The sequence below is a fragment of the Wolbachia endosymbiont (group A) of Pogonocherus hispidulus genome, assembly GCF_964028195.1.
GTDB lineage: Bacteria > Pseudomonadota > Alphaproteobacteria > Rickettsiales > Anaplasmataceae > Wolbachia.
Genome location: NZ_OZ034750.1, coordinates 710465 through 736674, shown reverse-complemented (window position 1 = coordinate 736674; position 26210 = coordinate 710465). Strand labels below are relative to the sequence as shown.

19 protein-coding genes and 2 pseudogenes are annotated in these 26210 nt (G+C 35.5%); 8 read left to right on the top strand and 13 right to left on the bottom strand.

From position 1 onward, the window contains the following. Positions 1–21 precede the first annotated feature (21 nt). The 3 genes from ABWU58_RS03455 to ABWU58_RS03445 all read right to left on the bottom strand — a co-directional run bounded on the left by ABWU58_RS03455 (position 22) and on the right by ABWU58_RS03445 (position 2785). Positions 22–828: an ankyrin repeat domain-containing protein gene (locus ABWU58_RS03455; RefSeq protein WP_353283622.1), complete on the bottom strand. Its 807-nt coding sequence runs from the start codon at positions 826–828 to the stop codon at positions 22–24. A 154-nt stretch (positions 829–982) separates the two neighbouring features. After that, complete coding sequence (locus ABWU58_RS03450; RefSeq protein WP_353283621.1) at positions 983–1234, bottom strand: hypothetical protein; 252 nt, start codon at positions 1232–1234, stop codon at positions 983–985. Positions 1235–1390: 156 nt separating this feature from the next. Beyond that, a complete protein-coding gene (locus ABWU58_RS03445) occupies positions 1391–2785 on the bottom strand; it encodes a hypothetical protein (RefSeq protein ID WP_353283620.1) in 1395 nt (464 codons plus the stop codon). 574 nt (positions 2786–3359) lie between these two features. On the opposite strand from ABWU58_RS03445, the gene ABWU58_RS03440 reads away from it, so the two are divergent. After that, positions 3360–3506 (top strand): hypothetical protein, encoded by a 147-nt coding sequence (locus ABWU58_RS03440; protein ID WP_353283619.1) that lies wholly within the window; start codon positions 3360–3362, stop codon positions 3504–3506. Positions 3507–3813: 307 nt separating this feature from the next. Here ABWU58_RS03440 and putA read toward each other — a convergent pair whose 3' ends face one another. The 3 genes from putA to secB all read right to left on the bottom strand — a co-directional run bounded on the left by putA (position 3814) and on the right by secB (position 10189). Then, positions 3814–6954 carry a bifunctional proline dehydrogenase/L-glutamate gamma-semialdehyde dehydrogenase PutA gene (gene putA, locus ABWU58_RS03435; protein WP_353283618.1) on the bottom strand — a complete coding sequence of 1047 codons (3141 nt, stop codon included), beginning with the start codon at positions 6952–6954 and terminating at the stop codon, positions 3814–3816. A 125-nt stretch (positions 6955–7079) separates the two neighbouring features. Then, on the bottom strand, positions 7080–9671 hold the full coding sequence (gene acnA / locus ABWU58_RS03430) for an aconitate hydratase AcnA (RefSeq protein WP_353283617.1): 2592 nt from the start codon (positions 9669–9671) through the stop codon (positions 7080–7082). Positions 9672–9685: 14 nt separating this feature from the next. Continuing rightward, the gene (secB, locus tag ABWU58_RS03425; RefSeq protein WP_353283616.1) at positions 9686–10189 is read right to left on the bottom strand and encodes a protein-export chaperone SecB; all 504 of its coding nucleotides are present in this window, start codon (positions 10187–10189) and stop codon (positions 9686–9688) included. Positions 10190–10353: 164 nt separating this feature from the next. On the opposite strand from secB, the gene ABWU58_RS03420 reads away from it, so the two are divergent. The 5 genes from ABWU58_RS03420 (at position 10354) to ABWU58_RS03400 (ending at position 16488) form a co-directional block, all read left to right on the top strand. Continuing rightward, positions 10354–11004 (top strand): Tim44/TimA family putative adaptor protein, encoded by a 651-nt coding sequence (locus tag ABWU58_RS03420; RefSeq protein WP_353283615.1) that lies wholly within the window; start codon positions 10354–10356, stop codon positions 11002–11004. 24 nt (positions 11005–11028) lie between these two features. Further along, positions 11029–11724 carry a DNA polymerase III subunit epsilon gene (gene dnaQ / locus ABWU58_RS03415; RefSeq protein ID WP_250295339.1) on the top strand — a complete coding sequence of 232 codons (696 nt, stop codon included), beginning with the start codon at positions 11029–11031 and terminating at the stop codon, positions 11722–11724. A 44-nt stretch (positions 11725–11768) separates the two neighbouring features. Then, positions 11769–12377 (top strand): SCO family protein, encoded by a 609-nt coding sequence (locus ABWU58_RS03410; RefSeq protein WP_174515950.1) that lies wholly within the window; start codon positions 11769–11771, stop codon positions 12375–12377. A 510-nt stretch (positions 12378–12887) separates the two neighbouring features. Then, a complete protein-coding gene (gene gyrB, locus ABWU58_RS03405; RefSeq protein WP_353283614.1) occupies positions 12888–15275 on the top strand; it encodes a DNA topoisomerase (ATP-hydrolyzing) subunit B in 2388 nt (795 codons plus the stop codon). Between the two features lie 418 nt (positions 15276–15693). Continuing rightward, positions 15694–16488: a hypothetical protein gene (locus tag ABWU58_RS03400; protein ID WP_353283613.1), complete on the top strand. Its 795-nt coding sequence runs from the start codon at positions 15694–15696 to the stop codon at positions 16486–16488. Positions 16489–17898: 1410 nt separating this feature from the next. Here ABWU58_RS03400 and ABWU58_RS03395 read toward each other — a convergent pair. Beyond that, positions 17899–18453, bottom strand: coding sequence for a hypothetical protein (locus ABWU58_RS03395; protein WP_353283612.1), 555 nt, complete (start codon positions 18451–18453; stop codon positions 17899–17901). 330 nt (positions 18454–18783) lie between these two features. On the opposite strand from ABWU58_RS03395, the gene ABWU58_RS03390 reads away from it, so the two are divergent. Continuing rightward, entirely contained in the window at positions 18784–19029 is a 246-nt protein-coding gene (locus tag ABWU58_RS03390) for a hypothetical protein (protein ID WP_353283611.1), read from the top strand. 225 nt (positions 19030–19254) lie between these two features. Here the strand turns inward: ABWU58_RS03390 and ABWU58_RS03385 are convergent, their stop codons facing one another. Then, a complete protein-coding gene (locus ABWU58_RS03385) occupies positions 19255–20493 on the bottom strand; it encodes an IS256-like element ISWpi15 family transposase (protein ID WP_353283610.1) in 1239 nt (412 codons plus the stop codon). Positions 20494–20561: 68 nt separating this feature from the next. Between ABWU58_RS03385 and ABWU58_RS03380 the strand changes: the two are divergent. Beyond that, positions 20562–20777, top strand: a pseudogene (locus tag ABWU58_RS03380) (IS4 family transposase); the annotation flags it as partial. Between the two features lie 198 nt (positions 20778–20975). Here the strand turns inward: ABWU58_RS03380 and ABWU58_RS03375 are convergent. The 5 genes and pseudogenes from ABWU58_RS03375 to ABWU58_RS03355 all read right to left on the bottom strand — a co-directional run bounded on the left by ABWU58_RS03375 (position 20976) and on the right by ABWU58_RS03355 (position 26209). Beyond that, a pseudogene (locus ABWU58_RS03375) lies at positions 20976–22440 on the bottom strand (IS4 family transposase). Between the two features lie 157 nt (positions 22441–22597). After that, positions 22598–23452, bottom strand: coding sequence for a group II intron maturase-specific domain-containing protein (locus tag ABWU58_RS03370; RefSeq protein ID WP_353283609.1), 855 nt, complete (start codon positions 23450–23452; stop codon positions 22598–22600). A 53-nt stretch (positions 23453–23505) separates the two neighbouring features. Continuing rightward, positions 23506–24750 (bottom strand): group II intron reverse transcriptase/maturase, encoded by a 1245-nt coding sequence (ltrA, locus tag ABWU58_RS03365; protein WP_353276809.1) that lies wholly within the window; start codon positions 24748–24750, stop codon positions 23506–23508. 52 nt (positions 24751–24802) lie between these two features. Beyond that, entirely contained in the window at positions 24803–24943 is a 141-nt protein-coding gene (locus tag ABWU58_RS03360) for a hypothetical protein (protein WP_019078704.1), read from the bottom strand. Positions 24944–25261: 318 nt separating this feature from the next. Then, positions 25262–26209 (bottom strand): reverse transcriptase N-terminal domain-containing protein, encoded by a 948-nt coding sequence (locus ABWU58_RS03355; protein WP_353283608.1) that lies wholly within the window; start codon positions 26207–26209, stop codon positions 25262–25264. Between the last annotated feature and the right edge of the window lies 1 nt (position 26210).

The following is a 26210-nucleotide window of genomic DNA, read 5'->3' as shown; positions in this document are numbered from 1 at the left end:
CCATTCTACAGACATAAACATTTAAATATGTGCACCACAACTGATAAGGTGTTCCGCTATATCTTCACCTGGTGTAACCAAGCCCAGTGGTGTTTTGCCATACTTGTCTCTGACATTTACATTTGCCCCATTTTCTATAAGACATCTGACCATGTCAAAGTTACAATCTTCGGCAGCCATGTGTAGTGCAGTAGTACCATCTTCATCTGTAGCATTCACATCAGCTCCCATCTCTATTAGATACCATGCTATGTCGAGTTCATCTCGCCCAACAGCGTGGAGTAAAGGTGTCCAACCGTTTTCCTCCGCAAAGTTTACATCAACTCCTTTCTCCCCTACCAAATATTTAACAATATTTAAGTAGCTACAAAATATTGCTACTTCCAACAGGTTATTGCCATTATAAGTACTACCTTTTCGGTTTAGCAGGTACTCTATAGTATCCATGTTACCGCCTACAACAGCTTGGCTAAGTAAAGTAAAGTCATATTCTTTGATTGTCATAGGATCAATACCTAACTTTTCTACAAAATATTTGACTAACTCAACAGGACCATATTGGAATGCATGTGATACAGGAGTATCTTTTGCACAGTAATTAGTAATACTAAGGTTAGCACCTCTATCTATTAGAGATTTTACTAAATCAATGTCTCCTGAATGTACAGCATGATGCAAAGGAGTCCAACCATTCTCATCTTGAGCATTTAAAAGATCTTTTTCAGTAGCTAAAGATATTTTGCCTACAATACTAGTATCACCATTCAGATATTTTGCACTTTGATCAGATATTTCTTTAGCACTATTCTTTTTTTCAACACTTATCATAATAACCTCACTAAAAACTATTCCATTCTACAGACACAAACATTATTTTTTTATTAACTGTAAAACCCGTATAAATTCCTATATGCACTGCTCATTCTCTCTCATGAGGGCATTCATAATTATGCTAATATCTTATATATATTAATTAACAACCTCACTTTCTTCCCTCTTCAATGGCCTCTTCTATGACAGCAGCTATTTCGTTCAGCTTCTTCAACTGATTAACTTCTGAATTTGCACGCATTTCCTTCAGCACCTTTTGATAAAGATCTTGTCTTTTCTCATTATCGAACAGTTTGCAGTATAGTTTTAGCTGCTCAGGGGTCCTTAATAGAAGCCGTTCTATTATATTGTTGCTTCCTGCTTCTAATTTTTTACGTTTATTGTTATTATTACTATTATTCATACAAATCCCCACTCATTAAAGACTCAATTCTTCCAAATGTTTACTACTGTTTTCTTAGTAGTATTGGCATAAAGCCATCTATTTTGGCGGAAGTCAAGAGATTTTTTAAATATTTATTTGTTATTAATAATAGTAAATATATTAATTTCGGTAGCTTCACAAACTAGGAAGAGATTTAACATCTAGTTGCTCTACATTTTCCACTTTCTCGAGCTGTGTGCTGGGCTTTAGTGCATCATACAACGCAAAACTTATACACGCTAATCCAACACTTCCCCCAATAATCGCTATGGCATACATTTTCAATATATAAGCTACAACACTACTGACTAGTAATGCCGCACCAACACTACCAGCCAAGATTGCTCGTCTTTGTTGCATTGATGGTTTTTCTTTTTTGTCTGCAGTATTTTCTTTGCTAGACCCATTATCAAAACATGCAGCAGAAGAAAGGCTGTTGGAAGCATTTGGTTCTTGTATGTCAGTTTCTGTTACAGCAGTTTCATTTTTTTCGCATATTCCAGCATTATCAAGCTTTTCTATTGAAGCAGCGATGTGCTCTATAGCTATTGTATTACTTTCATTACTATTTTCGCATGGCTCAAGATATTCATGTTCTATAGATTCTTCAAGACTACTTTTATTACTATTTTCATATGCGTTAGCCGGTGTCTCGATATTACCGATAGTATCTTGAAGCACTTTTTCACTTCTAGCTGTAGTAGTTTTGGCTGTTACAACAGTGGACTGCTGGGTTGCTCTCTTATTAAGAATATTTCCCAGTTCTCTTACAGCTTCACTATTTTCACACGCTTCAGCATAGGTGAATGGGGTGTAAGTCATTTCCTTGCCATTTGAATGTTTTATCGTTATTCTTTTTTTGACAATCTCTTTCAAGATACCATTTTCCTCAGAGATTTTTAACACTGCTCTCATAATGTCATTGTCTCTACGTGATATAGCATCTGTAAGTATTGTATGATTTTCTTCCCGACCATCTGAATGTTTTGTGGTCATTTCTTCATTCAGAACTTCCTTTAATAGTTTTTGTTTTTTGGCTTCTTCTAAAAGATCTTTTACAGCTTGATTATTTTTATGACTTATAGCATAATGTAGTAGTGACAATGTCTCCTCTCTACCCTGATATTTGTAAGCTATTTTCGCTAAAAGAATCGTGCTTGCGTTATAGCTGGAATTTTTGAATATTCCATTTTTGAACTTTTCGGCAACACCTTCCCCTTCTTCTATTTTTCTTGCTAGTTTTTGTATATTCTTTCTATCTTTATTTGTTAACTCATATATATCACATACTAATTCACCAGTCAGTTTTGACGTTTTCATAATGTTTTTCCCCCTATTAAGATTTATTGATTTATACCAAACTTCGTTATTGGGAAGACAAATAGGACATACGATAAATTCGCTTGAACCTCTAGCTATAGGCAGAAAGCGCTCTTTTTCATTTATCCAATTACCATTGAGATTTGGTATTAGTTGTAGTAATTGAAATAGCAAACCGGTTAGGTTGCCTAGTTTGGTTCTTTCTTTCAATCAAAGGTATTCTACTGTTTTAAATTCCCTGTAAAGATTTAGCTTATCTTTTACATCTAAACAGCATTAACACGATTTGGCTTTTTGTAGATGAGTAATTCTCTAGGGATTATCCTATTGAATTCTATGATATTATTTTTTGTAACATTGTTATACACGTCATGAGACTGAAGCTATTTATTTATCTTCTCTGTACAGATTAAATGACAAAAAAACTCACGTATCTGGCGTATCATGTTTAATTTTTTGCACTATGTGCACCTTATGTCTTTAAAATTTCTACCTACATAAGCTGAAACGCGCTTATAAAGCGTTTAAAACATAAAAAAACGCCAACTTAAAAAATGGATAGTGAATAACTAGCTACCCTAGGGTTTCTTTTGCCTTTTTTTCTGTTTAGTAAATTTCTTAAACACTTGCGGTGTAGGTTAGTTGCAAGTTAAAAGCAGCTAAATCGCTCTTAATCAAGCGTTTTAGAATAAAAAAACGCCGATATTTTAGTACATAGTAAATAGCCAACCACCACAGGGCTTCTTTTGCCTTTTTTTTCGTTTGGTAAATTTCTTAAATATTTATGGCTAAAGATTGCACGAATGTTGCAATTACAAAAGCGATCTCTACTAGGAGGATGTCATCCCAGTGCCCAGACACTGGGATCCAGTTCTTATTACCTGGTATAAAGTTAAGTTTTCTGGATTCCAGTGTCTGGGCACTGGAATGACACCGTCTTGGATGGAAGGGCTGGATGACAGGAGAAGGAAGCTACTTGGATGACAGGGGAAGGTACTAGCCTGACAACCGTCATCCCGCTACGTGTTAGCGGATGAGATACCGCGGCGGTATAGTAACTCGTCATCCCGCTACTTGTTAGCGGGATCTATGCTTTGAGATACCGCGGCGGTATGACGGTTCGTGGCGGTATGACGATAAGCTCGTCATACCGCTACTTGTTAGCGGATGAGATACCGCGCATAACTGCACGAACGTCTAGTTAGGAGTAAGATAGGAGAAAAATTAGGGCCCGCAAATTAATCCAAACACATAAGTGTGGTGTTACCACCGAATGCTGTAGTGTTAACACTTACAACTTTTTCTGTAGAAAAACGCTGTAAATAATGAGGACCACCAGCTTTTGGCCCAGTGCCAGATAGTCCTCTACCACCAAATGGTTGTATCCCAACTGCTGCACCTATCTGGTTACGGTTGATGTAGACATTTCCAACTGATATTTTTTTGCTTATTAAATCGATCTGATTTTGTATACGGCTCTGCAAAGAAAATGTAAGCCCATATCCTGTATTGTTTATATCACCTATAACTTCATTTAATTGTGACTTGTTAAAACGTATGATATGTAAAATAGGACCAAACACTTCTTGTTTTAATTGTGAAATTTTTTGTATTTCATAAATATACGGAGGAAAGAAGTGACCATTATGAGAATTTGCATCCATGGGTACTTTAAATAATAGATTTGAATCTTTATCCTCTGACATTTCTTGCGTGTGTTGAGTGAGCATATCGATAGATGCTTTGTCAATTATTGGACCAATATCAGTGCTAAGTTGTATTGGATCACCAATCTTTAGTTCTTGCGCTGCACCGCATATCATTTTTATCTGCTTCTCTGCTATGTCCTCTTGAATAAACAGCACTCTAAGTGCAGAACAGCGCTGACCGCTACTGCGAAACGCAGAAAGCAAAGCATCCATAGCCACTTGCTCTAAGAGAGCAGAGCTATCAACGATCATAGCATTGAGCCCACCAGTTTCAGCAATAAGCGGCACAATAGGTCCATCCCTATTTGCAAGCATTTTATTGATTATTTGAGCAGTTTGTGTTGAGCCAGTAAAAGCTACTCCGGCAATTCTATTGTCTGGCACTAGTGTTTTACCCAAGTATCCACCATCCCCTGGGATGAGATGTAATACATTTTTGGGTATTCCAGCTTCATGTAGTATCTTAATGGCTTTATAAGCAATAATCGGCGTTTGTTCTGCTGGCTTTGCCAGCACTGCATTACCTGCTGCAAGTGCAGCTGAAACCTGCCCAATGAAGATAGCAAGTGGAAAATTCCATGGTGATATGCATAAAAAAACTCCTCTGCCTTCAAAAAAGATGAAGTTATCTTCACCCGTTGGACCTGGCAATTTTTTCCAGTCGCTCAGTTTATTCTTTGCTATCGTTGCATAATAACGCAGAAAGTCGACTGCTTCCCTTACTTCTGCTATTGCATCGGATAAAATTTTTCCTGCTTCCACAATCAGAATGTAAATTAACTCTTTCATCCTTTCTTCAAGCAAATCTGCAGCTTTTTCAAGGCATTTAGCGCGCTTTTCTGCTGAAACATTCTGCCACTTAGTAAAAGCATTATGTGCTATTTCAAGAGCGTTTAAAACTTGAGCACTTGTTGTATTTGACACTTCTCCAATTACATTTTCTAAATGTGCAGGATTCACCACTTCAGTAAATTTGGCATCATCAAAAAGTGACTGTCCGTCAATTATCGGCCCAACTTGCCATTTTTTTTCACTAAAGCCCTTTATATCATCTGCAAATTGTGAGACTATCACCGAGTCACTAATATCCATTCCCAAAGAATTTTTTCTTTCTGGTCCCAAAATATCTTGTGGTAACGGAATGCCTGGATGAGGTTCATAATTAAAATTTATAGCTTTTTCCAGTGGATCTGAAATTAGCTCATCAATTTTAACGTTAGGGTCATTTATTTGATTGACGAACGAACTATTAGCTCCATTTTCAAGAAGACACCTAACAAGATATGGTAATAAATCACTACGTTTACCAACTGGTGCGTAGACACGACAGCTAACATTTGTTGCAAGCTCTGACATTGCATAATCATATAAGTCTTTTGCCATTCCATGTAAGCGTTGAAATTCAAATCCAGGGTGGTTTTTATCAGCAAGTTCCATGATAGAAGCAAAAGTATAGGCATTATGAGTTCCAAAGCATGGGTAAAAGCTGTTTGGTTTACTCAAAAGTTTCTGTGCGCACGCGAGGTAAGATACGTCAGTATAGCTTTTTCTTGTAAATACTGAGTAATCATTTAATCCCAATTCTTGCGCACGCTTGATTTCTGAATCCCAATATGCACCTTTTACAAGTCTGACCATAATTTTATGATTTGATCGAATAGCAACATCCTCTACAAAGTCAAGAACAGATAAAGCACGTTTTTGATATGCTTGTACAGCCAAGCCAAGCCCTTCCCACTCAGAAAGTGATTCATCAAGCCGTAATTGTTCAAACAAGATTAAGGACATTTCAAGCCTTTCTGTTTCTTCTGCATCTATGCATAATGAAATGTTGTATTTTTTTGCTTCATGACAAAGCTCTAGCAGTTTAGCTCTCAACTCTTCAGCTATATTATCGAATTGACCAAATTCATAACGTGGATGTAATGCAGACAATTTGATTGAAATTCCATGCGATTTAAAACAATCATTTATTTCAGTGGATTCACCTATAGCTTTTATTGAGTGCATGTATGAATTAAAATACTCTTCTGCATCTTCAGCTGTGTGAGCAGCTTCGCCAAGCATATCAAAAGAGTATAAAAACTTACTATTGTCATCTAGTTTTGCATACCTTAAAGCTTCTTCTATGGTTTCTCCAACAACAAAATGATTACCAAGCATAGACATTGCTTGTTTTACTGCTTTGCGAATGATCGGTTCTCCTAAATTCTTAAGTAACTTAGAAATTGCGTAATAGAACTTCGAATCGCCTTCATTATCTCTCAATATACTGCTACCTATCATCAAGCTCCATGTGGAAGCATTGACAAACAACGAAGAAGAGTGCCCTAAATATTTATTCCATTCCTGATTGGCAATTTTATCTTTGATTATTTCGTCTATTGTATAATCATCGGGTATTCTAAGTAGCGATTCAGCAAGGCACATCAATGCTATTCCTTCATCATTAGAAAGCGAGTATTGCTGCATAAAGGAATCTACAATACTTAATTTATTGTGTTTAATTTTTTCAATAACTTGTTTTGCAATATTATAAATTCTACTTTTTGAATCAGCCGAAAGCTCTGCTTTTTCTACAAGATAACGTATATAACTCTTTTCATCAGTACGATAAAATCCTTGTAAACGTTTTCTGAGTTCATTAGGTTCTTGTATAGAGCTGATCATAATTATCTATAAAACACCTTTACTATATGTAAGCTAAAATTATATCATAACTTCGCGTAGAATAAATCATTATTTATAAAAGAGCCAGGGCTGGCTAAAAGAAGTCTAGTACTTACTTAACTTTACTAAGTCAAGAGAAGTATGTAGCTTAACACTCCACCACACATCAAGTATTTAATCTCAGTTGCAGTTTGTACACAGCATTTGAGTTGAATTGATTGCTTTGAACTATCCTTTCTTTTGATGATACATTCTAAATTTCCACTTGGCACTATTTCACCTTTTATGCTTATTATCTCACTACCATCAAATATCTTTCTGGTTATTCCATTTTGGAATATAAGTGGAAGAACACCCATGCCGACCAAGTTGGCCCTATGTATACGCTCAAAGCTTTCTGCAATTACAACTTTAATCCCCAACAATAAAGTACCTTTTGCTGCCCAATCCCTACTTGAACCTGTGCCATACTCCTTTCCTGCCACAATGATGAGAGCTTCCTTGTAGCGCATTGCTGCATCAAAAATCGACATAGTTTCTTGAGAAGGAATATATTTTGTATAGCCGCCTTCGATGCTTACCATTTCATTTTTTATTCTAATGTTAGCAAAAGTCCCACGCATCATTACATTGTGATTACCACGACGAGACCCATACGAATTAAAGTCCTGTGGCTCAATTCCAAGATTTTTTAAATATATACCTGCAGGACTACTTGAGGCAATATTTCCAGCAGGGGAAATGTGATCAGTAGTTACGCTATCGCCAAACATTGCCAATATTTGTGCACCTTTTATATCGATTGTTTTATCTTTATTATTTTTAGGTGATAAATTATCAAAATAAGGCGGATTTTGTATGTAAGTGCTATTTGCATCCCAATTATAGATTTCACTTTTTTCACACTTTATCTTTCGCCAATGTTCATCACCAGAAAAAACATCCTTATACTTTTGTATAAACATCTCACGTGTTACCACATTTTTAACACAATCTTCGATTTCATTGTTTGTTGGCCATATATCTTTGAGATAGACATCATTTCCATTCTTATCTTTGCATATTGAATCTTTTGTCAAATCAGTTTGCACAGTACCAGCAAGTGCATATGCAACAACAAGTGGCGGAGATGCCAAGTAATTAGCTTTGACTAACGGATGAATTCTTCCTTCAAAGTTACGATTACCAGATAAAACTGCAGCAACAGTTAAATTTTTGTTTTTAATGCCATCTTCTATATCTTTATTAAGTGGACCAGAATTCCCAATGCAAGTTGTGCAACCATATCCAACTAGATTAAAACCCAAAGCATTTAGATCTACCTGCAATCCAGACTTTTCTAAATATTCTGTTACAACTTGTGACCCTGGAGCAAGAGAAGTTTTAACCCAAGGCTTTGATTTTAATCCAAGTTTAATTGCATTACGAGCTACAAGACCTGCAGCAATCATCACACTTGGATTTGAGGTATTAGTGCAGCTTGTTATTGCTGCAATAACTACACTTCCATCTTGGAGTTTATCGCTTTCCTTTGACTCATTAACTGAAAATGATTTAGAAAAAGACTCTGCCACTTGTGAAAGAAAAACCTTATCTTGTGGTCTTTTGGGACCAGCCATTACTGGTTCCACGCTTGATAAATCAAGCTCTAGTGTGTCAAAAAACGCTAACTCGTCACTGCTGCGCCACAGTCCTTGCTCTTTTGAGTAGATTTCAACTAATTTGATTAACTCTTCTGATCGCCCTGTTAAATGTAAATAATTGAGTGTTTTCTGATCAATTGGAAAAAATCCACAAGTTGCGCCATACTCCGGGGCCATGTTTGCTATAGTTGCCCTATCTGCCAGAGACAAATAATCCAGCCCGTTACCATAAAATTCTACAAATTTACCAACAACGCCTTTTGTTCTGAGGATACTTGTGATTGTTAGCACTAAATCAGTCGCAGTTACTCCTTCCGGCAGTCTGCCAATTAATTTAAATCCAACTACTTCTGGAATCACCATACTAATTGGTTGACCAAGCATCACAGACTCAGCTTCTATGCCTCCAACACCCCAACCAAGGACTGATAACCCGTTAACCATCGTAGTATGGCTATCCGTACCAACCAAAGTATCAGGATACAAAACCCCATCCTTATTACACACAACTTGCGCTAAATACTCAAGATTCACTTGGTGGCAAATCCCTGTGCCAGGCGGCACTACTCTAAAATTTGTGAAGGATGATTCTCCCCATTTTAAGAATTGATATCTCTCCAAATTTCTTTTTACTTCTAGCTCAACATTCTTACTGAATGCGGAAACACTTCCATAACTATCTACTTGAACAGAATGGTCGATCACAAGATCAACGGGCACAGACGGATTTATGCTGCTTGGATCGCCTCCATTTTTCTTGACATAACTCCGCATAGAAGCTAAATCGACGACAGCAGGAACCCCTGTAAAATCTTGCATCAACACCCTTGCTGGCTTGTAGCTAATTTCATGATTAGCGTGTTTATTAACGCAACTTGCTAGTATTTTTATATCATCCAGCTTTACGTTTACTCCATCTTCATTGCGCAATAAATTTTCAAGCAGAACCTTAAGTGAGCAGGGCAATTTAGTCACATCTATCCCTAAAAATTCACTAGCACTACTTAGGCTAAAGTAGTTGTATGACTTCCCGTCAATGTTTAAAGTTGTTTTTGCGTTTAAAGAATTATTCATCAGGTTACATCATATTAGTTAAAATTGGAATTACTACCGTTACTTTTTTGTTGTTGATTTTGCTGCTCGTACATAGTTTCAAAATCTATAGGATCCAGCATCAATGGGGGAAATCCACCACTACTTGTAACTCTTGCAATTATTTCTCTTGCAAAAGGGAAAAGAAAAGTAGGTCCGCCAATAAATAAAGCTTGTCTTACCTCTTCTTCACTCAACTCTTTAAAATTTTCTATTGAAAAAATACCACAATATTTTGTCTCACAAATGAAAGCTACGCCATCTTTTATACCTTCATCTTTTATCGTTGCTCTGACTTCTATATGTAAAGTAATTTCATGGAAAGATTTTTCTTCATTCACTCCTTCTTTGTTTTCCATTCCTTCTAATTTCGCTGAATTGATATTAACCATTACATTAATATCGGGAGCTTTATTCGAAGAAAGGAATGGCGAATTCGGATTCTCAAACGATAGATCTTTAACATATTGACCGTGAATTCTCATTTTTTGTTGTGGCATTTCTTACGTCTCCTTTAATTAAGTTGAGATATTTAATACTTTCTTATATAATATATTCATTTACAAACGAATAGCAAACCTGATTATGAGTTGATATGAAAAACATATTTTCATTAATAATTAATAATGTTCGGATACTTTATATGCCAAGGAGTTGAGTTACTATGATAGAGCTTGTAATATATACTTTATTAGCGGCGTTCATTTTTTCACGTTTGTATAATTCTTTAGGAAGGTCAGCCAATCTCAACCTAAAAAAGCTAACTAATGTATTGGATGTAAGCCGAAGTAGAGAAGATGTAGTAGAAAACATTGAGGGTTACATTGATAGCAATGATAAAAATTCAATAAAAGTTACTTATGAGCAAATATTAAAAAAAAACAAAGATTTTTCTATTTCCCACTTTATAGAAGGTTCAAACATAGCTTTTGAATTAATAATAAAATATTTCAATCAAGGAAATTTGTCCCAGTTAAAATCTCTCTTGGATAAAGATTTATACAACAACTTCGTAGAGAAGATTAAACATCGTAAAGAGGTGTACGAATCTATAATTGTTTCTGTCGTTTCACAAAAGATTTTAGAAATAAAGCTAGTAAAAAATGTAGTGTTTATTGCAGTATATTTCCTTTCAGAGCAAATTAACTTTATTAAAGATAGCTCAGAAAATATAATATCAGGTAGTACATCCACCATTAATAAAGTTGAGGATGTATGGCAATTCAAAAAAAATGTTAATTCATCAGACCCAAGCTGGTTGCTTGTTTCTATTAATTATAAAAAGACAAACAATGATAAGACAAATGACAAGTAAGATTAGTTTTATTTAGAGTTAACCATGGAAAGCAAGCTACGCGAAATAGTACTTGACACTGAAACGACAGGTCTTGACACTGGATCTGGTCATCGAATTATTGAAATAGGGTGTGTGGAATTAATTAATCGTATTCCAACAGGTAAAGTATTCCATCGGTACCTTAACCCAGAAAGAGATATACCTTATCACTCGTTTAAGATTCACGGTATTAGTGAAGAATTTTTAGAAGATAAACCATTATTTTCAGATGTTGCACTTGAATTTCTTGACTTTATATCTAATGATATTTTGGTAATTCACAACGCTGAATTCGATGTTAAGTTCCTTAACATGGAGTTAAGCAAGCTGAATGCTGGGTTAATTTCCTCAGATAGAGTGCTAGATACATTACCTCTTGCGAGGAAAAAATTCGCAGGATCACCTGCTTCTTTGAATGCATTATGTAAGCGTTTTGATATATCGCTAGAGAATAGAGAATTGCACGGAGCACTAGTTGATGCTCAATTGCTTGCAAAGGTATATGTTGAGCTTACAGGAGGTTTACAAACCTTTCTGTTTGATAATGAATGCAATCAGGACAGCAACTCTACATTCGTTCAGCATAAAGTGCGTAATCTAACTCCCAGAGAACATTCACCAAATAGTGAAGAAATTGATGAACATAAAAAACTGTTAGACAAAATTAACAATACACTTTGGAATAAATATATTGAATAGGTCAACTAATAAAGATACAATTTGATTTTACTGAGAGCATTTTAATGGTAAGGTTTATAAGATTGTCATCTAATGTGCTAGCAGCATTAGCAGTTGTTTTTTTAGGTTATTGTTATTTCACTAAAAAAGGCATATTTGCCCCAGCAGCGATTCACAACGCAGAAGTTAAGATAGGTGGAGATTTTTCTTTAATTAATCAGGACGGACAGATCCTGCGCAGTAGTGATTTTAAAGATAAATACATGATGATTTTCTTTGGGTTTTCCTCATGCAAAAGAATTTGCCCTATGAACCTTGGGATAATTTCAGAAACACTTGCAAAGTTAGATGAGAAAACTAACAACAAGCTACAAACATTCTTCATCACAGTTGATCCTGAGCGCGATAGCACGGAAAGACTTAAAGAATTTCAGCAGCAATTTGACCATAGAATACAAATGTTAACTGGTGAAAGAGAAAAAATAGACGAAGTAGTTGCGAAATATAAAGTATATGCAAGCAAAGTAGACGGAGAAGAAGAAATCAACCATTCTTCGATAATATATCTTATTGGCCCTGGAGGAAGATATGTTACACACTTTGCAGCTGATTTAAATTCAGACGAAAGTCAATCTGATAAGATTTTGGCTGAGATAAGAAAATACGTAAACTGAATTATAGATTTTTCTGTTAATTAGTCGAGCACGCAACTGCATGAGCATTATAATTTTGAGAGCAATCTCCACGGGAAGACACACACAACTGTACGAACGTTGTAGTTTGGGCCACCAGTGGGCAGTGCCCAGACACTGGGATCCAGCCTTTCCATAATCATTAAAACGTTGTGTTTTAACATAAAACAGCTATTTTTATGCTTGCCAACTTAATAAAATTCCTGGATCCCAGTGTCAAGCACTGGGATGACACCCTCCTGATGGGCCAAAATCACAATGTTCGTACAGTTGTGTGTCAAGCACTGGAATGACATCATCTGTTGTGCAATTTACCTTCAAAAATGAATGTTCGTACAGTTATGGAAGACACATTGGAATGACACTATTTGCTGTCTTCAAAAATAAGCATTCGTAAAGTTGTGCTTTTAACATGGGTTATCAGTTTAAAAATGTTGCTAACTAGTATATCTGAATGTAACATCAATTAACGTGTATAAATGAAGCAATCTAATGGAAAATAGTTATAATGCCGATGCAATAAAAATCTTAAGGGGTCTTGATGCTGTAAGGAAACGTCCAGGTATGTACATTGGTGATACTGACGATGGATCTGGCTTGCACCACATGGTATATGAGGTTGTTGATAACGCAATAGATGAATCTTTAGCTGGATATTGTGATAAAATTGAAGTTAGCATAAATAAAGATGGTTCGGTATCTGTAACTGATAATGGTCGTGGCATTCCAACTGACATTCATGAAGAAGAAGGAATATCAGCAGCAGAGGTAATAATGACTCAACTCCATGCTGGTGGTAAATTTGACAGTAATACCTATAAAGTTTCTGGGGGATTACATGGTGTTGGAATCTCAGTTGTGAATGCATTATCAAGCTGGTTGGAATTAACTATTTGGCGCAATAAGAAAGAACACTTTATGCGTTTTGAAGATGGTGAGTCTATTGAACCTTTAAAGGTAGTCAACGAAAATACAAACAAAAGAGGAACTAAAGTCACGTTCATGCCATCAACAGAGACTTTTAATGGCATTAATTTCAGTTACTCAACGCTTGAAAGTCGTATAAGAGAATTAGCATTTTTAAATTCAAATATCGACATTACTTTACGTGATCTGCGCAATGAACCATATACAGAATCTCATTTCAATCAGAGCAATCAATCTAAAGACAATTTTGGTACAGCGAATTTTGTGCGGTACTTAGATAAGAATAAGACACATGTAACTAAAATTGCCAGTATGAAAGGAGATGCAGAAGATCTTGGCATCAGCTTGGAAATATCGATGGAATGGAATGATTCCTACTATGAACATATGTTATGCTTCACGAATAATATAAGGCAACGAGATGGTGGTACGCATTTGGCAGGATTTAGATCCGCTTTAACCAGATGTATCAATAACTATGCAACTAATGAAGGGTTTTTAAAGAAAGCAAAAGTAAATTTAACTGGAGAGGACGTTAGAGAAGGTTTAACTTGTGTTTTATCTCTCAAGATGCCTGATCCTAAGTTTTCTTCACAAACAAAAGATAAACTAGTTAGTTCTGAAGCACGTACAGTTGTGGAGAGCATAGTTTCTGATAAATTGAGCACAATCCTTGAAACTGATCCCAAATTGGCAGCAAGTATAGTAGAAAGAGCAATCAGATCAGCAAAAGGAAGAGAAGCCGCAAGAAAAGCACGAGAGTTAGTTAAAAGCAAAAACAATATTGATATTGCAACTCTGCCAGGAAAGCTTGCTGATTGCCAGGAAAAAGCCCCTGAGTTATCGGAATTATTTATAGTAGAGGGTAATTCAGCAGGTGGTACTGCAAAGCAGGGGCGTAATCGTAAAACACAAGCAGTGCTTGCCTTAAGAGGAAAAATTCTAAACGTAGAACGTGTAAGTTTAGATCGTATTTTTTCATCTGCAGAAATAGGCTCTTTAATTACTGCAATTGGTGCTGGAATAGGGAGTGAACACTTCGATATTGAAAAAGCTAGATATCATAAAATTATCATCATGACAGATGCAGACGTTGATGGATCACATATCAGGACTTTGATTCTAACCTTTTTCTTTCGACATATGCGTGAAGTAATTGATAAGGGATATTTATATATAGCACAGCCACCCCTCTATAAAGTTACAAAGAATGCTAAAGACACTTATATTAAAGATGACGAAACTTTTGAAGAGTATATAATAAACTCAGCAGTTAAAAGATTAACACTAAGTGGTACAGCTACAGAATTTAACGACTTGCGCCTTATTTTGAATAAATGCGTTAGCATTTCTAATATTAGCAAAAATTATGATAGAGAAATACCACAAAATCTCTTAGAGTCATTGCTAATTTTAAGCAAAAAGAATGCTCTATCATCGGCTAATGAAATATTAAAATATTTGAAGTTAATGTATAGCGAATACACTTGGGAAGTAGAAATAAAAGATGAAGAAAAAGAAATTCACATCTCTAAATTATTTCAAGGATTGGCAGACAAATATATATTTGCACTTAGTATGCTTGAAGGCAAAGATATGCAAAACATATTAAGTTTGCTTGATGGTATAAGTAATTTATTTAATGGTGATTCATTTTTTAAGTCACAAGAAACTGAAATAAGAATCACTTCTCCAAGTACGCTTGCAAAAATAATAATGGACTATGGTAAAAAGGGTTTAACTTTGCAGAGATTTAAAGGTCTTGGTGAAATGAATGCTGATCAGCTATGGGATACTACGTTAAATCCTGAGGCTAGAACTTTATTGAAGGTTGAAATAAAAGATTGTGAAGAAGCTGATTCCATATTTTCAATATTAATGGGTGATATAGTTGAACCACGCCGTGATTTTATTAATAGCAATGCACTCAACGTGCATGATGTTGATATTTAAACTTTTAGCAAAATGCACGAACGTTACGGGTTTAAGCAAAAACTGTGTCATTCAAGTAGCTGACACTGGAACCTTATCGTCATGCCACCGCAAACCGTCATACCGCCGCGGTATCTCTTAGCCGCTAACAAGCAGCGGAATGACGAATTTGTCGTTTTTCAAATTGTCGTAAGTCAGTTTAGCTATAGCTACAAGTTTCATTCTTCCCTTACAAATGACTTTACTGCGTCTTTTTTTCCGATTCAGAATTGGCAAGAAACGTTCTTGTAAGGTGGTCTACTAAAATTTTACTTTATAAAACAGTGTCTTAACTATGCAATTAATACATTATCAACACAACTGATTCATAAAAGCAAATATTATAACCACGAAGAGAGGAAATGTTATGCTTAGTTTAAAAAAGATCTTGGGGAAAAAAATGACTTATGAGGTAAATAGTTCAACATTAGAAAAAAAAAATAAAAAAAATATTTTAAAATTAGTGTCAAAAATGAAAGACAAAAAAAATAGCATTGCTGAAGAACTAAAAAAAATGCCTGAAGAGGAAAGACAAAAGATTTTTGCTACGAAAGTGAGCAAACATCAAGATAGAGAATCAACTGTTACACCACTTGCTTATGCTATACTACGTAAAGATAGTATAGCTGTTGAGAAAATGTTAAGAGTAGCTAAAGAAAACGATATTCTGAAAGACATTCTTAACACAACAATAACCATAAAACATCAAAATAATCAAAAAGTAACTGATAAGTTACTTGCCGCATTACATGATCGCAAAGCTATTCAAAAAATTTTAGACATAGCTGAAGAAAATGATATTCTGAAAGACATTCTTAATGCAACAATAACCATAAAATATCAAGATAGTGAAGAAAAAATCTACACACCACTTACTTATACAATATCATGTAAAAGCAACAAAGTTGTCAATATAACAAGAGCTATAAATCAAGATGGTCAGGAAAAAACTCACATCCCATTTCCTACCCTTGATAAAAGAGAAACTGAATTAAAATTAAAAGAAAAAAGACAAAAAAGACAAAGTAGAAGAGATGAGGGATTAAATTTTAACAATGGTAGTAGTGACAAAAATGTTGAAATAAAAGTTAATGGGGATATCTTGTTGCAGCATAGTAGTGGAACTGAAAATGAAATAAATCATACTGCTGTACGTAATGATGTAGGGGGGGGTAAAGCCTCTAATAGAAGGTAGAACAAATGTTAAAGCACAGAATATAGATGCAATAATTGTAACTTCTGTGATACTTAAAGCGATTGTAACTTCTGTGACACTTGAGTTGATAGCTGATAAAATAGCATGTGTACTGTCAAAACCCACCACTAAATTGAAAGAAGTAGCTATAGCATGTCAAGGTTTAGCACTATATTTGTGAAACTTAATTTGTATGTGCTAAACAAGATGCTGATTAGTTTTATAGCTAACCCAAGAAAGGTTTCCCTACGTCATACCGCGATTCATTCGCAGTATCTCAGCCGCTAACTGTTCTCCCTCGTCATACCGTCACGGTATCTCTAGATCCCGCTAACACGTAGCGGGATGACGGTTGTCAGGCTAGTACCTTCTCCTGTCATCCCAGTGCCTCCTTCTTCTGTCATCCCAGTGCCTCCTTCTTCTGTCATCCCAGTGCCCAGACACTGGGATCCAGGAATTTTATTAAGTTGGTAAGCATAAAAATAGGTGTTTTACGTTAAAATACAACGTTTTCGATGAGATTATATGGAAAACTGGATCCCAGACTCTTGCGTCAATGTTAAACAAAATACCATAGAATTCAAGAAGACAATTCCTAGACCCGAAAAAAAGGTAAGTCATGCTAATGTTATTTGAAAAGGATAAGCTAAATTTTTTAATTTACAAAATGAAAAATATAATTGATTAAAGATAACGATTGAAAAGTTGGAAAAATAAATAAAGAAAAGATTAATCGATATTATGCCGTATAAAGTAGCGCTTCATAAGCAAGAATAGCCTTTTTACGTTCTACTTCCCAGCGATATAGCCCTTTCCATAATAGTGGGAACAAGATAAGATAGTGATTTAGGGTAACAAGAAGGTAAAATGCCAGCAGAGTACAGTTATGACTCAAGAAAAAACCATTCAGGTATTGGAAGAAGTTCGCACGAATCCAGTGCTAGACCATCCCATCCCAAAGAAACTTGTTCTCACCGTCCTTGATTTTGAGTGCTGGGAATGGTTGTATTATTTAAATTTTTAGCGATATATAATACTAAATTAGTAGTAATTTATTTTACGATAAGAATTAAGACACGCTTATGACAAAAACAAAATTAAAAAATAAGTAAAAGGTTATACATTTATTCTATTGAGAAGCTTTTGCCATAAACTACTTTGGGTTAGAAAAATTTTCTACAATAGTAATTGACAAGTTTTAAAGGTGGAATAATATATCCTAAATATATTAGAGGCTAACTTGTTATGGTGCATAAGAGGGTAGAGTATTTTTTTATTCAATGAATGATTGTATGATAATACTCAGAGTTTGGCTTTATGGGTTGGCTCTATCCTTTACTTTAACCCACAGATAATGTGACCTTTCATAAAAATGACAGCGAATGATCTATTTTTTACCTATTAATAAACTTATTTATTAATATTAAACTTTGTATTTCTTATAATATTATTTACAGTTTCAATATCATTATTAAAAGAGCGGTATGCATTTTGTACTGAAGATACATCACCAGTAGTATCTAAGTAGTTATAAGGATTTACCTGACGCGAGTAAATGTCAAAGAAAACACACTTGTCATCAATCATACCTCTGTATATATATGTATCATAAGCAGTACCTGCTGCACCTTCACTTGCATGAAGATATATAAAGTGATATCCATTTATCAATATTTTATCTGGTAACACTTTTCCTGTACTGTTAACATGACGTTCGTAATTCATACATGTTGGGTAACTACTATAACATGTTTCTTCTGAAACATCGCCCTTGCTAATTAGCACATCTCCTCTTATGTAATAGTGGTAGATATCAGACTTATCAATTTCGAATGAGACAACTTTTCTTGAGTCTTTTATGAGAGAATCACTTTTGTAATGAGTTATCAGGGCACTATTATTATCACCTATAATCATATTACTAGGTAGTGGTAGCTGCAAACCACTGTTTTGATCGTAAAACATATCTGGTTTTTCCTTTGCAAGAAGTGGCAAATGAAAAAAAAGAGTGAAGGTTAAAATTTTACATGAAAAATCAATATACACCTTTAACATTAGCTAGAATGAAACAAGAAAAGTTTTTTTCTCATCATATAGGTTACTTTAATTATTGTCTATTCTATTTACTGATATACGTTGGACTTATAGTTTGAAAAAGATTTAAACCAAAAATTTTGTAGTGTGTTTTGAAACTGAAACTTACGCAAAAAAAATTCTAGCATCACTAGGCTCTGTGAACAAAAAATAAGAAAGAGGTAGTTTAATCTAATGAGCATAAGAATGGAAAAACTACGAATGGAATATTATATAAAAGAAAGAAATTGGAAACAAATTTTAGAGTTCATAAAAAGCGTGAAAGGAATACATAGCAAAGACGAAAAACGTTTAAATAGAAGCAGTGTGGCATATGGCACAAACAGTGGAGGCTTTTGCCAAAAATCTATGGCAATTACAGAAGTATACACAAACGATTTAAGAGGTGGTGCGAAAGGGATATTTGGAAGAATTTATTGGAGTACGCAAAACGAGGGTCAGATTTAGAAACTGTTATAATTGATCCACCAATGTTCAGCTGGCTATACAAAACACTCCCAGGAGAAAGAAGCTTTAGGGCGAAACAAAGGTGGTTTCATAACTAAGATACATGCACTTATTGATGCACTTGGAAATCCTCTTAAGTTTGCTCTAACTGTTGATCAAAGGAATGAGATTACACACAGCAGCACATTAACGGGAGTGTTAAATAAACTGTGTCAAACCGCATTTTTAGTTCAACTCAATTTTCAATTTGCCAGGAAAGAAAACATCAAGTTGAGAGATAGTTAATGCCCAATCATGTACAGGCATCGTCCACTTTTCCTCTGCCTTCTTTATAGCACAATATACCTGCTTATACAAGGCATTTATGCTGGTAAATGAGCCTTTGGTCTTAGTGAATTTCCTAATTTGCCTATGTAGCCCCTCTATGGGATTGGTGGTGTAGATTATCCTCCTAACTGGACCAGAATACTTAAAATAACCAGACAAGTTTTCCCAATTATTCTGCCAAGATTTTATAACCATAGGGTACTTTGTGCCCCATTTTTCATCCAATTCCAACAGATAATTCTCGGCAATTTCCTTGCTTGAAGCTTGATATACCTTCTTTAAATCGCTCAAAAAACTCTTCGCATCTTTACTGGCCACATACTTCAGTGAGTTGCGTATCTGATGCACTATACACATCTGCACTTCCGCATTAGGAAAGACACTGTTTATAGCTGCAGGAAAGCTTTTCAGCCCATCAACGCAGGCAATAAGGATATCTTCTACTCCTCTTTCTTTGAGGTCATTTAGCACTCCCAACCAGAAGTTAGCTCCTTCACTTTCAGCCAAATAAAAACCTAATACTTCTTTTTTGCCATTTTGATCTATGCCTAATATGTTATACATGCATTTACTTACGCAATGCCCGTCCTCTTTGACTTTAAAAAACATGCCATCCATGAAAACTATCGGATATACAGACTGCAGCGGGCGACTACGCCATTCGTTGATTACTGGTAGCAATTTGTCAGTAATACTTGATATCTCTGCCGCCGATATTTTGTGATCATAAATTTCCTCAACATGTGACACTATATCTCTATAGCCCATACCACTGGCAAATGTGCTCAAAATCTTCGTTTCAAGCTCTGGATGTAAGTTTGTTTGCCTTTTTTTGACTATTTGTGGTTCGAAACTTCCTTCCCTATCTCTTGGCGTCAAAAGCTCAAATGACCCTGCGCTTGTACGTAAAGTCTTTGCATTCCTCCCATTTCTTCGATTATTCTCTTCGCTTTCAGCCGACAAGTGGTTTTCTATTTCACCTTCCAGGCTTACCTCCAGCAACTTTTTTATAAACGGTGTTAATGCTCCATCTCTTCCTTTCAACGGTCTTCCTTCTCGTATAGACGACAGGATATTTGTTTCTAATTCTTTATAATCTACCAAACCGGTAGTTCTGTTTACTACTTTCTGACTCATTGTCAAACCTCCATTTTTTTATATCAATTTATTACTTTTTTTTCGGTTTGACACAGTTTATTTAACACTCCCTCAATAAATCTGTCTCATTTAATGCAATAAAAAATTTAGCTTTCGATGTTTTTTCTACAGAGTCAGACATAGACTGCATTATGGATCGATTATCACAGTTATTTTTGATGAATACTTTAGTAGTGAGAAAAGGAAGGAAGGTCGAGCGTAATAAAGTAACTGATACTCGTTCACTGAACTACCAAAAAAGAACTAGAAAACATGTGTTTTGAACCTAAGATATCTTTTTGTTAGAGGTTACATCTTTCACTCAATAACCTACAGTTGTTATTTTTTCACTACCTTGAATTTTACTTCCCTCAAGGTTCACCATAATATTTGTCATCATTACAAAATTACTTATATTTTTGGTCGAATTTTAACTCCTATTTCCTTAACTTAATGGCAGTGCTCCTGTCATCCCCTTACTATTACCCACAAGTATAAAATTCATGAGCAAGTCTCCATCCTTCTGCTAAATCAAAGAGACGTTTCCATCCCTTCCACAAAGCTATAGGGCCTGGTTCTAAGTCATTTTTGCGAGCTAAAAACCCTCCTAATTTGGCTATCCACCTCACAATTTCTCTTATAGGTGGTGGAGTCTCAGGATAGTTTTTTGTCTTAAGCATTTTGGTATATAAAACCTTCCATTCGTCGTCAGTCAGTATGACAGTGCAAGAAAGATTTGGATTTGTTCTAGCTACTAGTGTGATAAAAAATATTCTCCATGCAATTATACTCATAATTGTAAGAAAGCGGATTAATCTATCTGCTGTTTGGAGCCTACATTCTTCAACTTTAAGACCGGATTTCAAAATTTTATGAAAAACCTCTATTCTCCATCTTAAGCAATACCATTGTATTTTTTCTACTGCTTCTTCAAAATTATTAATATTTATATTTGTCAACAAAATCCAGTTCATAGGCTCTTCGCCAAATGGGGGGTATTTTTCTATAACATAGACAGCATTTAAACTTAAATTAGGAAGTTTTCGGGTTTTACGTCTAGCATTATTTTTTGATGCATTCATCACAAAGTTACTAAACTTTACTTCTAAAACTGTTATTCTTTGAGGTTTATCATTGCGAGCAGGAATATTTACTTGTATTTCTCCTTGACAAGACATGCGATTCATTAAATCCCACAACCTTTCACCACCTTTTTCAGAATAAGTCGACTTCTTATTTACTGTTCTGTTTTGATTTCCTCTTACTACAAAAAGAGATTGATTAGTGGAAGCGACTTCAAATAAATCATAAATATCTGCTTCTCTATCGCAAACGGTAACTACCTTAACGTTCTTTAATCCAGGATAGTGAGTAGAATCTTTAAGTGATGCTATCCACCGTATGCTTTCTTTCTCTTCTATAGGAATAGCAGTATTATGGCTTCTTCTTTTCAACTCTTTTAGGTCTTCAGCCACAGGAGGTCTAGTACTAATTTTTTGATCTAATAATCCTATAGGTAGCCCTTCTGTTGTAACTGCAAACGTTGTATGCATCACTAATCCATGGGTTTTAAAATTAGTTGTTAGATGTTAATCTTGCTGCTATAATCCCTAATCCTTCGGTCTTTTTATGATTTTTATATGAAATATAACTCGTGTCTTGGATAGCTAAGATAGTTGAGTATTCTTTAGCTCTTTCAACGGTTTTTATTATATGACTGTCTAATATCTTTCTTTCAGAAATGGCATCGTTTTGGAAAAATCTATAAGCTGCTTTACTTTGATGCCAATCTTCACAAGCTTGATTTATTGAACGCTCAGGCGATTCAGCAAAACTATTAACTATTTTTAAAAGCCTCTTACTTAATCTTATATCACCAAAATTAACAATTCCAAATTCACTTTCTGCCCATTCGCCAGTTGAGGTATTTATATTTCTTTTCATCATATATTCCATTTTTAGACCATAGATCTATTTATAATAGAAAGTTGAATTAGTAAAATAGCAGCTTTTTCTCCATTTTTAGACTTATGGGTAATAGTAAGCTTCAAAACCGTACGTGAGACTTTGCGCCTCATACGGCTTCTCTCTAATTTGGTGCTTGTCATGCACACCTCCTGTGTAATTCATCGTGACAATGCCCATGTAACAAAGATAAATTTTTGATCATATTGTTTCGTCTATTCCGGTCTTTATGATGTATTTCTATTATATCATCACTTTCAAACCATAGTCTACAATTACCGCATTTACTTTGTTGTAACTTCAATAGTTTTATTACTCTTGATGGCTTATCTGGTATTTCTCTAAGACGATTACCCCAATAAACCCAATCACCATCATATGGAGATCTGGTTTTTTGCACTTTGATATGTCGTTTAATAACATGATCGCTGTGTATAATAAGATGTATCTTGTTACTTGTCATAAAACGCCAGTTATCGTTATTATACTTTTTAAAGTATTTTCTTTTTATCCAGCATTTCCCTTTGTTTGGGTGCCTAAAGACTGCCCACTTCCAGAGCTTTCTATGTATAGTATTATCCAATGAGCTAAAGATTTTACATGAAACTACCGAAGAGTAATATTGACTCCACCCTCTAATGATTGGATTGAGATTCCTTATTACTACTTCCTGTGGCGCCCCACGCATTTCTCTAAGTTTATGTTTAATAGCAAATATATGCTGCTTTATAGAATTACGACTTGGTTTTACTAATAATTTGTAACCTTTCTTACTTTCTTTTGTTGGATATTGTCTTATTGAAAATCCAAGAAAATCAAATCCTGGTTTTATTCCATTAATGATTTTTAATGTATGAGAAACTTTTGTCTTAGAAGGCTTTAATTCTAATCCAATGGTTTTTAACCATTCTTCAACTAGAACTTTTGCCCTAAGAATAATTTCTTCACTTTCATGTATGACGACAAGGAGAGTAGACCGGCGGAACTTCCCCACCAGTCTCTCGCAGAACTGCACGGAAACCTCTCGGCTTATACAGCTCCCATTATTTAGCCTTTTGATCCTAACCCAAGTGTCCAATGATAGAAAATACTTGGAGACCTCTTTCTCACTTTTCCTAGAAATTGCTTTGCTAGTCTTCCGTGATCACGAAGTTTCTTATATTTTGTCCTGACCCATCTTATGAGGTATCTCTCTATATTTCTGAGAGATGGATACATCTCTGATTTATAAAACCTGCCATAGTACTGAAACCAGCCTCTGACTATTGGATCTATTTTCTTCGATATTTCCTCTAGTGTGGTCCATGTAATCCGATGTATTCTCCATGACTTTATGGTTTTCTTGATCTTCTTCTTGGCTTTGTTACTAATTGCAGGTAGAAATGAGATGAAATAATTCCTCATCTTATTCTTTGCTACTCTAGGTCTAAAAGTATAACCTAGAAAATCAAAGCTTTGTTTAGGAAATTGTTCTTTTCTATCATCATCCTTACTGTACACAATCTGTGTCTTTTCAGGATGTAACTTCAATTTACACTTAGCCAATCTTTCTTCAATCATTACTTTCATAAATCCTGCCTGTCTTTTAGTTCTGCAGTGCACTATCGCATCATCTACATATCTTTCAAATGGTACTGTTGGATAATTTTGTTTCATCCACATATCAAACGCATGGTGCATAAATATGCTTGAAATGATTGGGCTTATTGAACCTCCTTGCGGAACTCCTTTATCCCTTGTTACCCTACTGCCATCTGCTTGCTGAATGGGGGCTTTCATCCACCTCTCAACATACAGTATGACCCATTTGCAGTCTGTGTGTTTCTTGATAGCCTGCAGTGCTAAATCGTGGTCCAGATTGTCGAAAAATCCAGATATATCAAGATCTACCGTCCAATCATTTTTCCAACATCTCTTCCGTGCTGTGTATACCGCATCCAGCGCAGACTTATTTGGTCTATAACCATATGAATCTTCGTGAAATTTCGGTTCTACTAACGGCTCAAGATACATTGTAGCTGCTGTTTGCGCTATCCTGTCGAATACTGAAGGCACACATAAAATTCTTTGCCCTCCTGTATCTTTTGGTATCGCAACAGCTTTTACCGGCTCTGGAAAATAACTTCCGGATGACATCCGATTCCATAATTTGTATAGATTATCCTTTAGATTTTCTTCAAACTTTGTTATCGAGACCTCATCTACACCTGCTGCACCTTTATTTTTCGATACTTGTTTATAAGCTCTCCAAATAAGTTGCTTTGGTATATCAAAAGACTTTGTTTCATTCATTAACTCCTCCCTTTCGGTTGATAAATAATTAAAACTAAATAACTTAGCCCCTTCACTCCATTTCCATTACAGAAACTTCTTCGCTACTACGAGCTAATCCGCCCCTGTTTTTCGCATCGGTACTCTCATCCTCAGAGATCAGCTCTTTGGACTTCTCCCTTTTCATCGAAACGACAGGTTCCCGTAGTTCCATGCAATAGCCTAAAATAGATTCACGCCACTTTTATGCCGGACGCCACCTACCCAGTAAACAAGCTCCCTGTAGATTCATCCCAGGTTAACGACTACCCCCTGGTTTTGACGTCGTCTCTACGCTTTCGACACTTCATCAGTGGTTCACTTGCGTTCGTCTCTCTATTTCATACATGACACATAATTGTGCCTTTTCCATAACGCTCACTACCTTAGCTCTTTACCAAAGCAGCTTATGGCTGTTTGAAGCCTGCTCTTGCAAACCGGCTCCGAGGGGCCCTCCCTCATCTACTGCACAGCTTCAACACTTTCCGTGTTTCTACGGCGCACAATCATCACAGTAGAAAATTACACTAATAGACTTTTGCGCATTTTTATGCGATATCCTACCATATTTTCTTTTCATGCATTGAAAGAGTTCGTTTGTTAATGCTTTTTTGATATGTTGCTCTAATCCGTGTAATGCAACACAAGCTAGCAACGGTGAGATCGTCCCTCCTTGAATTGTACCACGTTTTGTGGATTGAAACTTTCCATCTTCCATAACGCCTGCCCTTAACCATCCTCTTATGATTTTCTTTAACGTTGGTGTGGTATTGAGCTTTTCAAGCAGTTTATTATGGTTAATATTGTCAAAACATCCAGAAATATCAGCATCTAATACATATGCTGTTTTCTGTTTTAGCACATCAAATATGGCTTCAATTGCATCATGACATGATCTACCAGGTCTAAAACCATAAGTGTTTGGCTCAAGTTTTGCCTCCCATTCTGGTTCTAAAGCCATTTTTACAAGTGTTTGTTTTGCTCGACACGATATAGTAGGTATACCAAGCGGGCGATGCTCCGATGGCTTACCAGGTTTTGGGATCCAGACGCGTCTTGATGGCTTTGCTTTTTCTTTTATATCTAAAGAATATGATAGTTGTAATCTTTCTTTTTGATTAAGATTAGCCTTTCCATCAATACCTGCAGTCTTCTTCCCCCTATTGTCCTGTGTTACTTTCCTAACAGCGAGTGTTTTTGCACTTGTTGATTTGAGTAATAATCTCTGAAGATTATGCATCTTTCTGATATCATTACATTTAGAAGCTTGGTAAATTCGTTTTTGTAGCTTAAATGAAGATTTCTTCAGCTTTCGCCAAGGAATTCCATTCCATTCATACCTAGCTTTTTGCTGGTCCATAACATATTCACTACTATTCACCACTTTACCTTCCAAATTAAAGTGTTTACGTCTGCGTATCCCAGATATTACTTTGGGCATT

Excerpts from the sequence above, each read along its gene's own strand:
- ABWU58_RS03455 (WP_353283622.1), bottom strand. The coding sequence starts at position 828 with ATGATAAGTGTTGAAAAAAAGAATAGTGCTAAAGAAATATCTGATCAA.
- ABWU58_RS03450 (WP_353283621.1), bottom strand. The coding sequence starts at position 1,234 with ATGAATAATAGTAATAATAACAATAAACGTAAAAAATTAGAAGCAGGA.
- ABWU58_RS03440 (WP_353283619.1), top strand. The coding sequence starts at position 3,360 with ATGGCTAAAGATTGCACGAATGTTGCAATTACAAAAGCGATCTCTACT.
- putA (WP_353283618.1), bottom strand. The coding sequence starts at position 6,954 with ATGATCAGCTCTATACAAGAACCTAATGAACTCAGAAAACGTTTACAA.
- acnA (WP_353283617.1), bottom strand. The coding sequence starts at position 9,671 with ATGAATAATTCTTTAAACGCAAAAACAACTTTAAACATTGACGGGAAG.
- secB (WP_353283616.1), bottom strand. The coding sequence starts at position 10,189 with ATGCCACAACAAAAAATGAGAATTCACGGTCAATATGTTAAAGATCTA.
- ABWU58_RS03420 (WP_353283615.1), top strand. The coding sequence starts at position 10,354 with ATGATAGAGCTTGTAATATATACTTTATTAGCGGCGTTCATTTTTTCA.
- dnaQ (WP_250295339.1), top strand. The coding sequence starts at position 11,029 with ATGGAAAGCAAGCTACGCGAAATAGTACTTGACACTGAAACGACAGGT.
- ABWU58_RS03410 (WP_174515950.1), top strand. The coding sequence starts at position 11,769 with ATGGTAAGGTTTATAAGATTGTCATCTAATGTGCTAGCAGCATTAGCA.
- gyrB (WP_353283614.1), top strand. The coding sequence starts at position 12,888 with ATGGAAAATAGTTATAATGCCGATGCAATAAAAATCTTAAGGGGTCTT.
- ABWU58_RS03400 (WP_353283613.1), top strand. The coding sequence starts at position 15,694 with ATGACTTATGAGGTAAATAGTTCAACATTAGAAAAAAAAAATAAAAAA.
- ABWU58_RS03395 (WP_353283612.1), bottom strand. The coding sequence starts at position 18,453 with ATGTTTTACGATCAAAACAGTGGTTTGCAGCTACCACTACCTAGTAAT.
- ABWU58_RS03390 (WP_353283611.1), top strand. The coding sequence starts at position 18,784 with ATGGAATATTATATAAAAGAAAGAAATTGGAAACAAATTTTAGAGTTC.
- ABWU58_RS03385 (WP_353283610.1), bottom strand. The coding sequence starts at position 20,493 with ATGAGTCAGAAAGTAGTAAACAGAACTACCGGTTTGGTAGATTATAAA.
- ltrA (WP_353276809.1), bottom strand. The coding sequence starts at position 24,750 with ATGAATGAAACAAAGTCTTTTGATATACCAAAGCAACTTATTTGGAGA.
- ABWU58_RS03360 (WP_019078704.1), bottom strand. The coding sequence starts at position 24,943 with ATGGAACTACGGGAACCTGTCGTTTCGATGAAAAGGGAGAAGTCCAAA.
- ABWU58_RS03355 (WP_353283608.1), bottom strand. The coding sequence starts at position 26,209 with ATGCCCAAAGTAATATCTGGGATACGCAGACGTAAACACTTTAATTTG.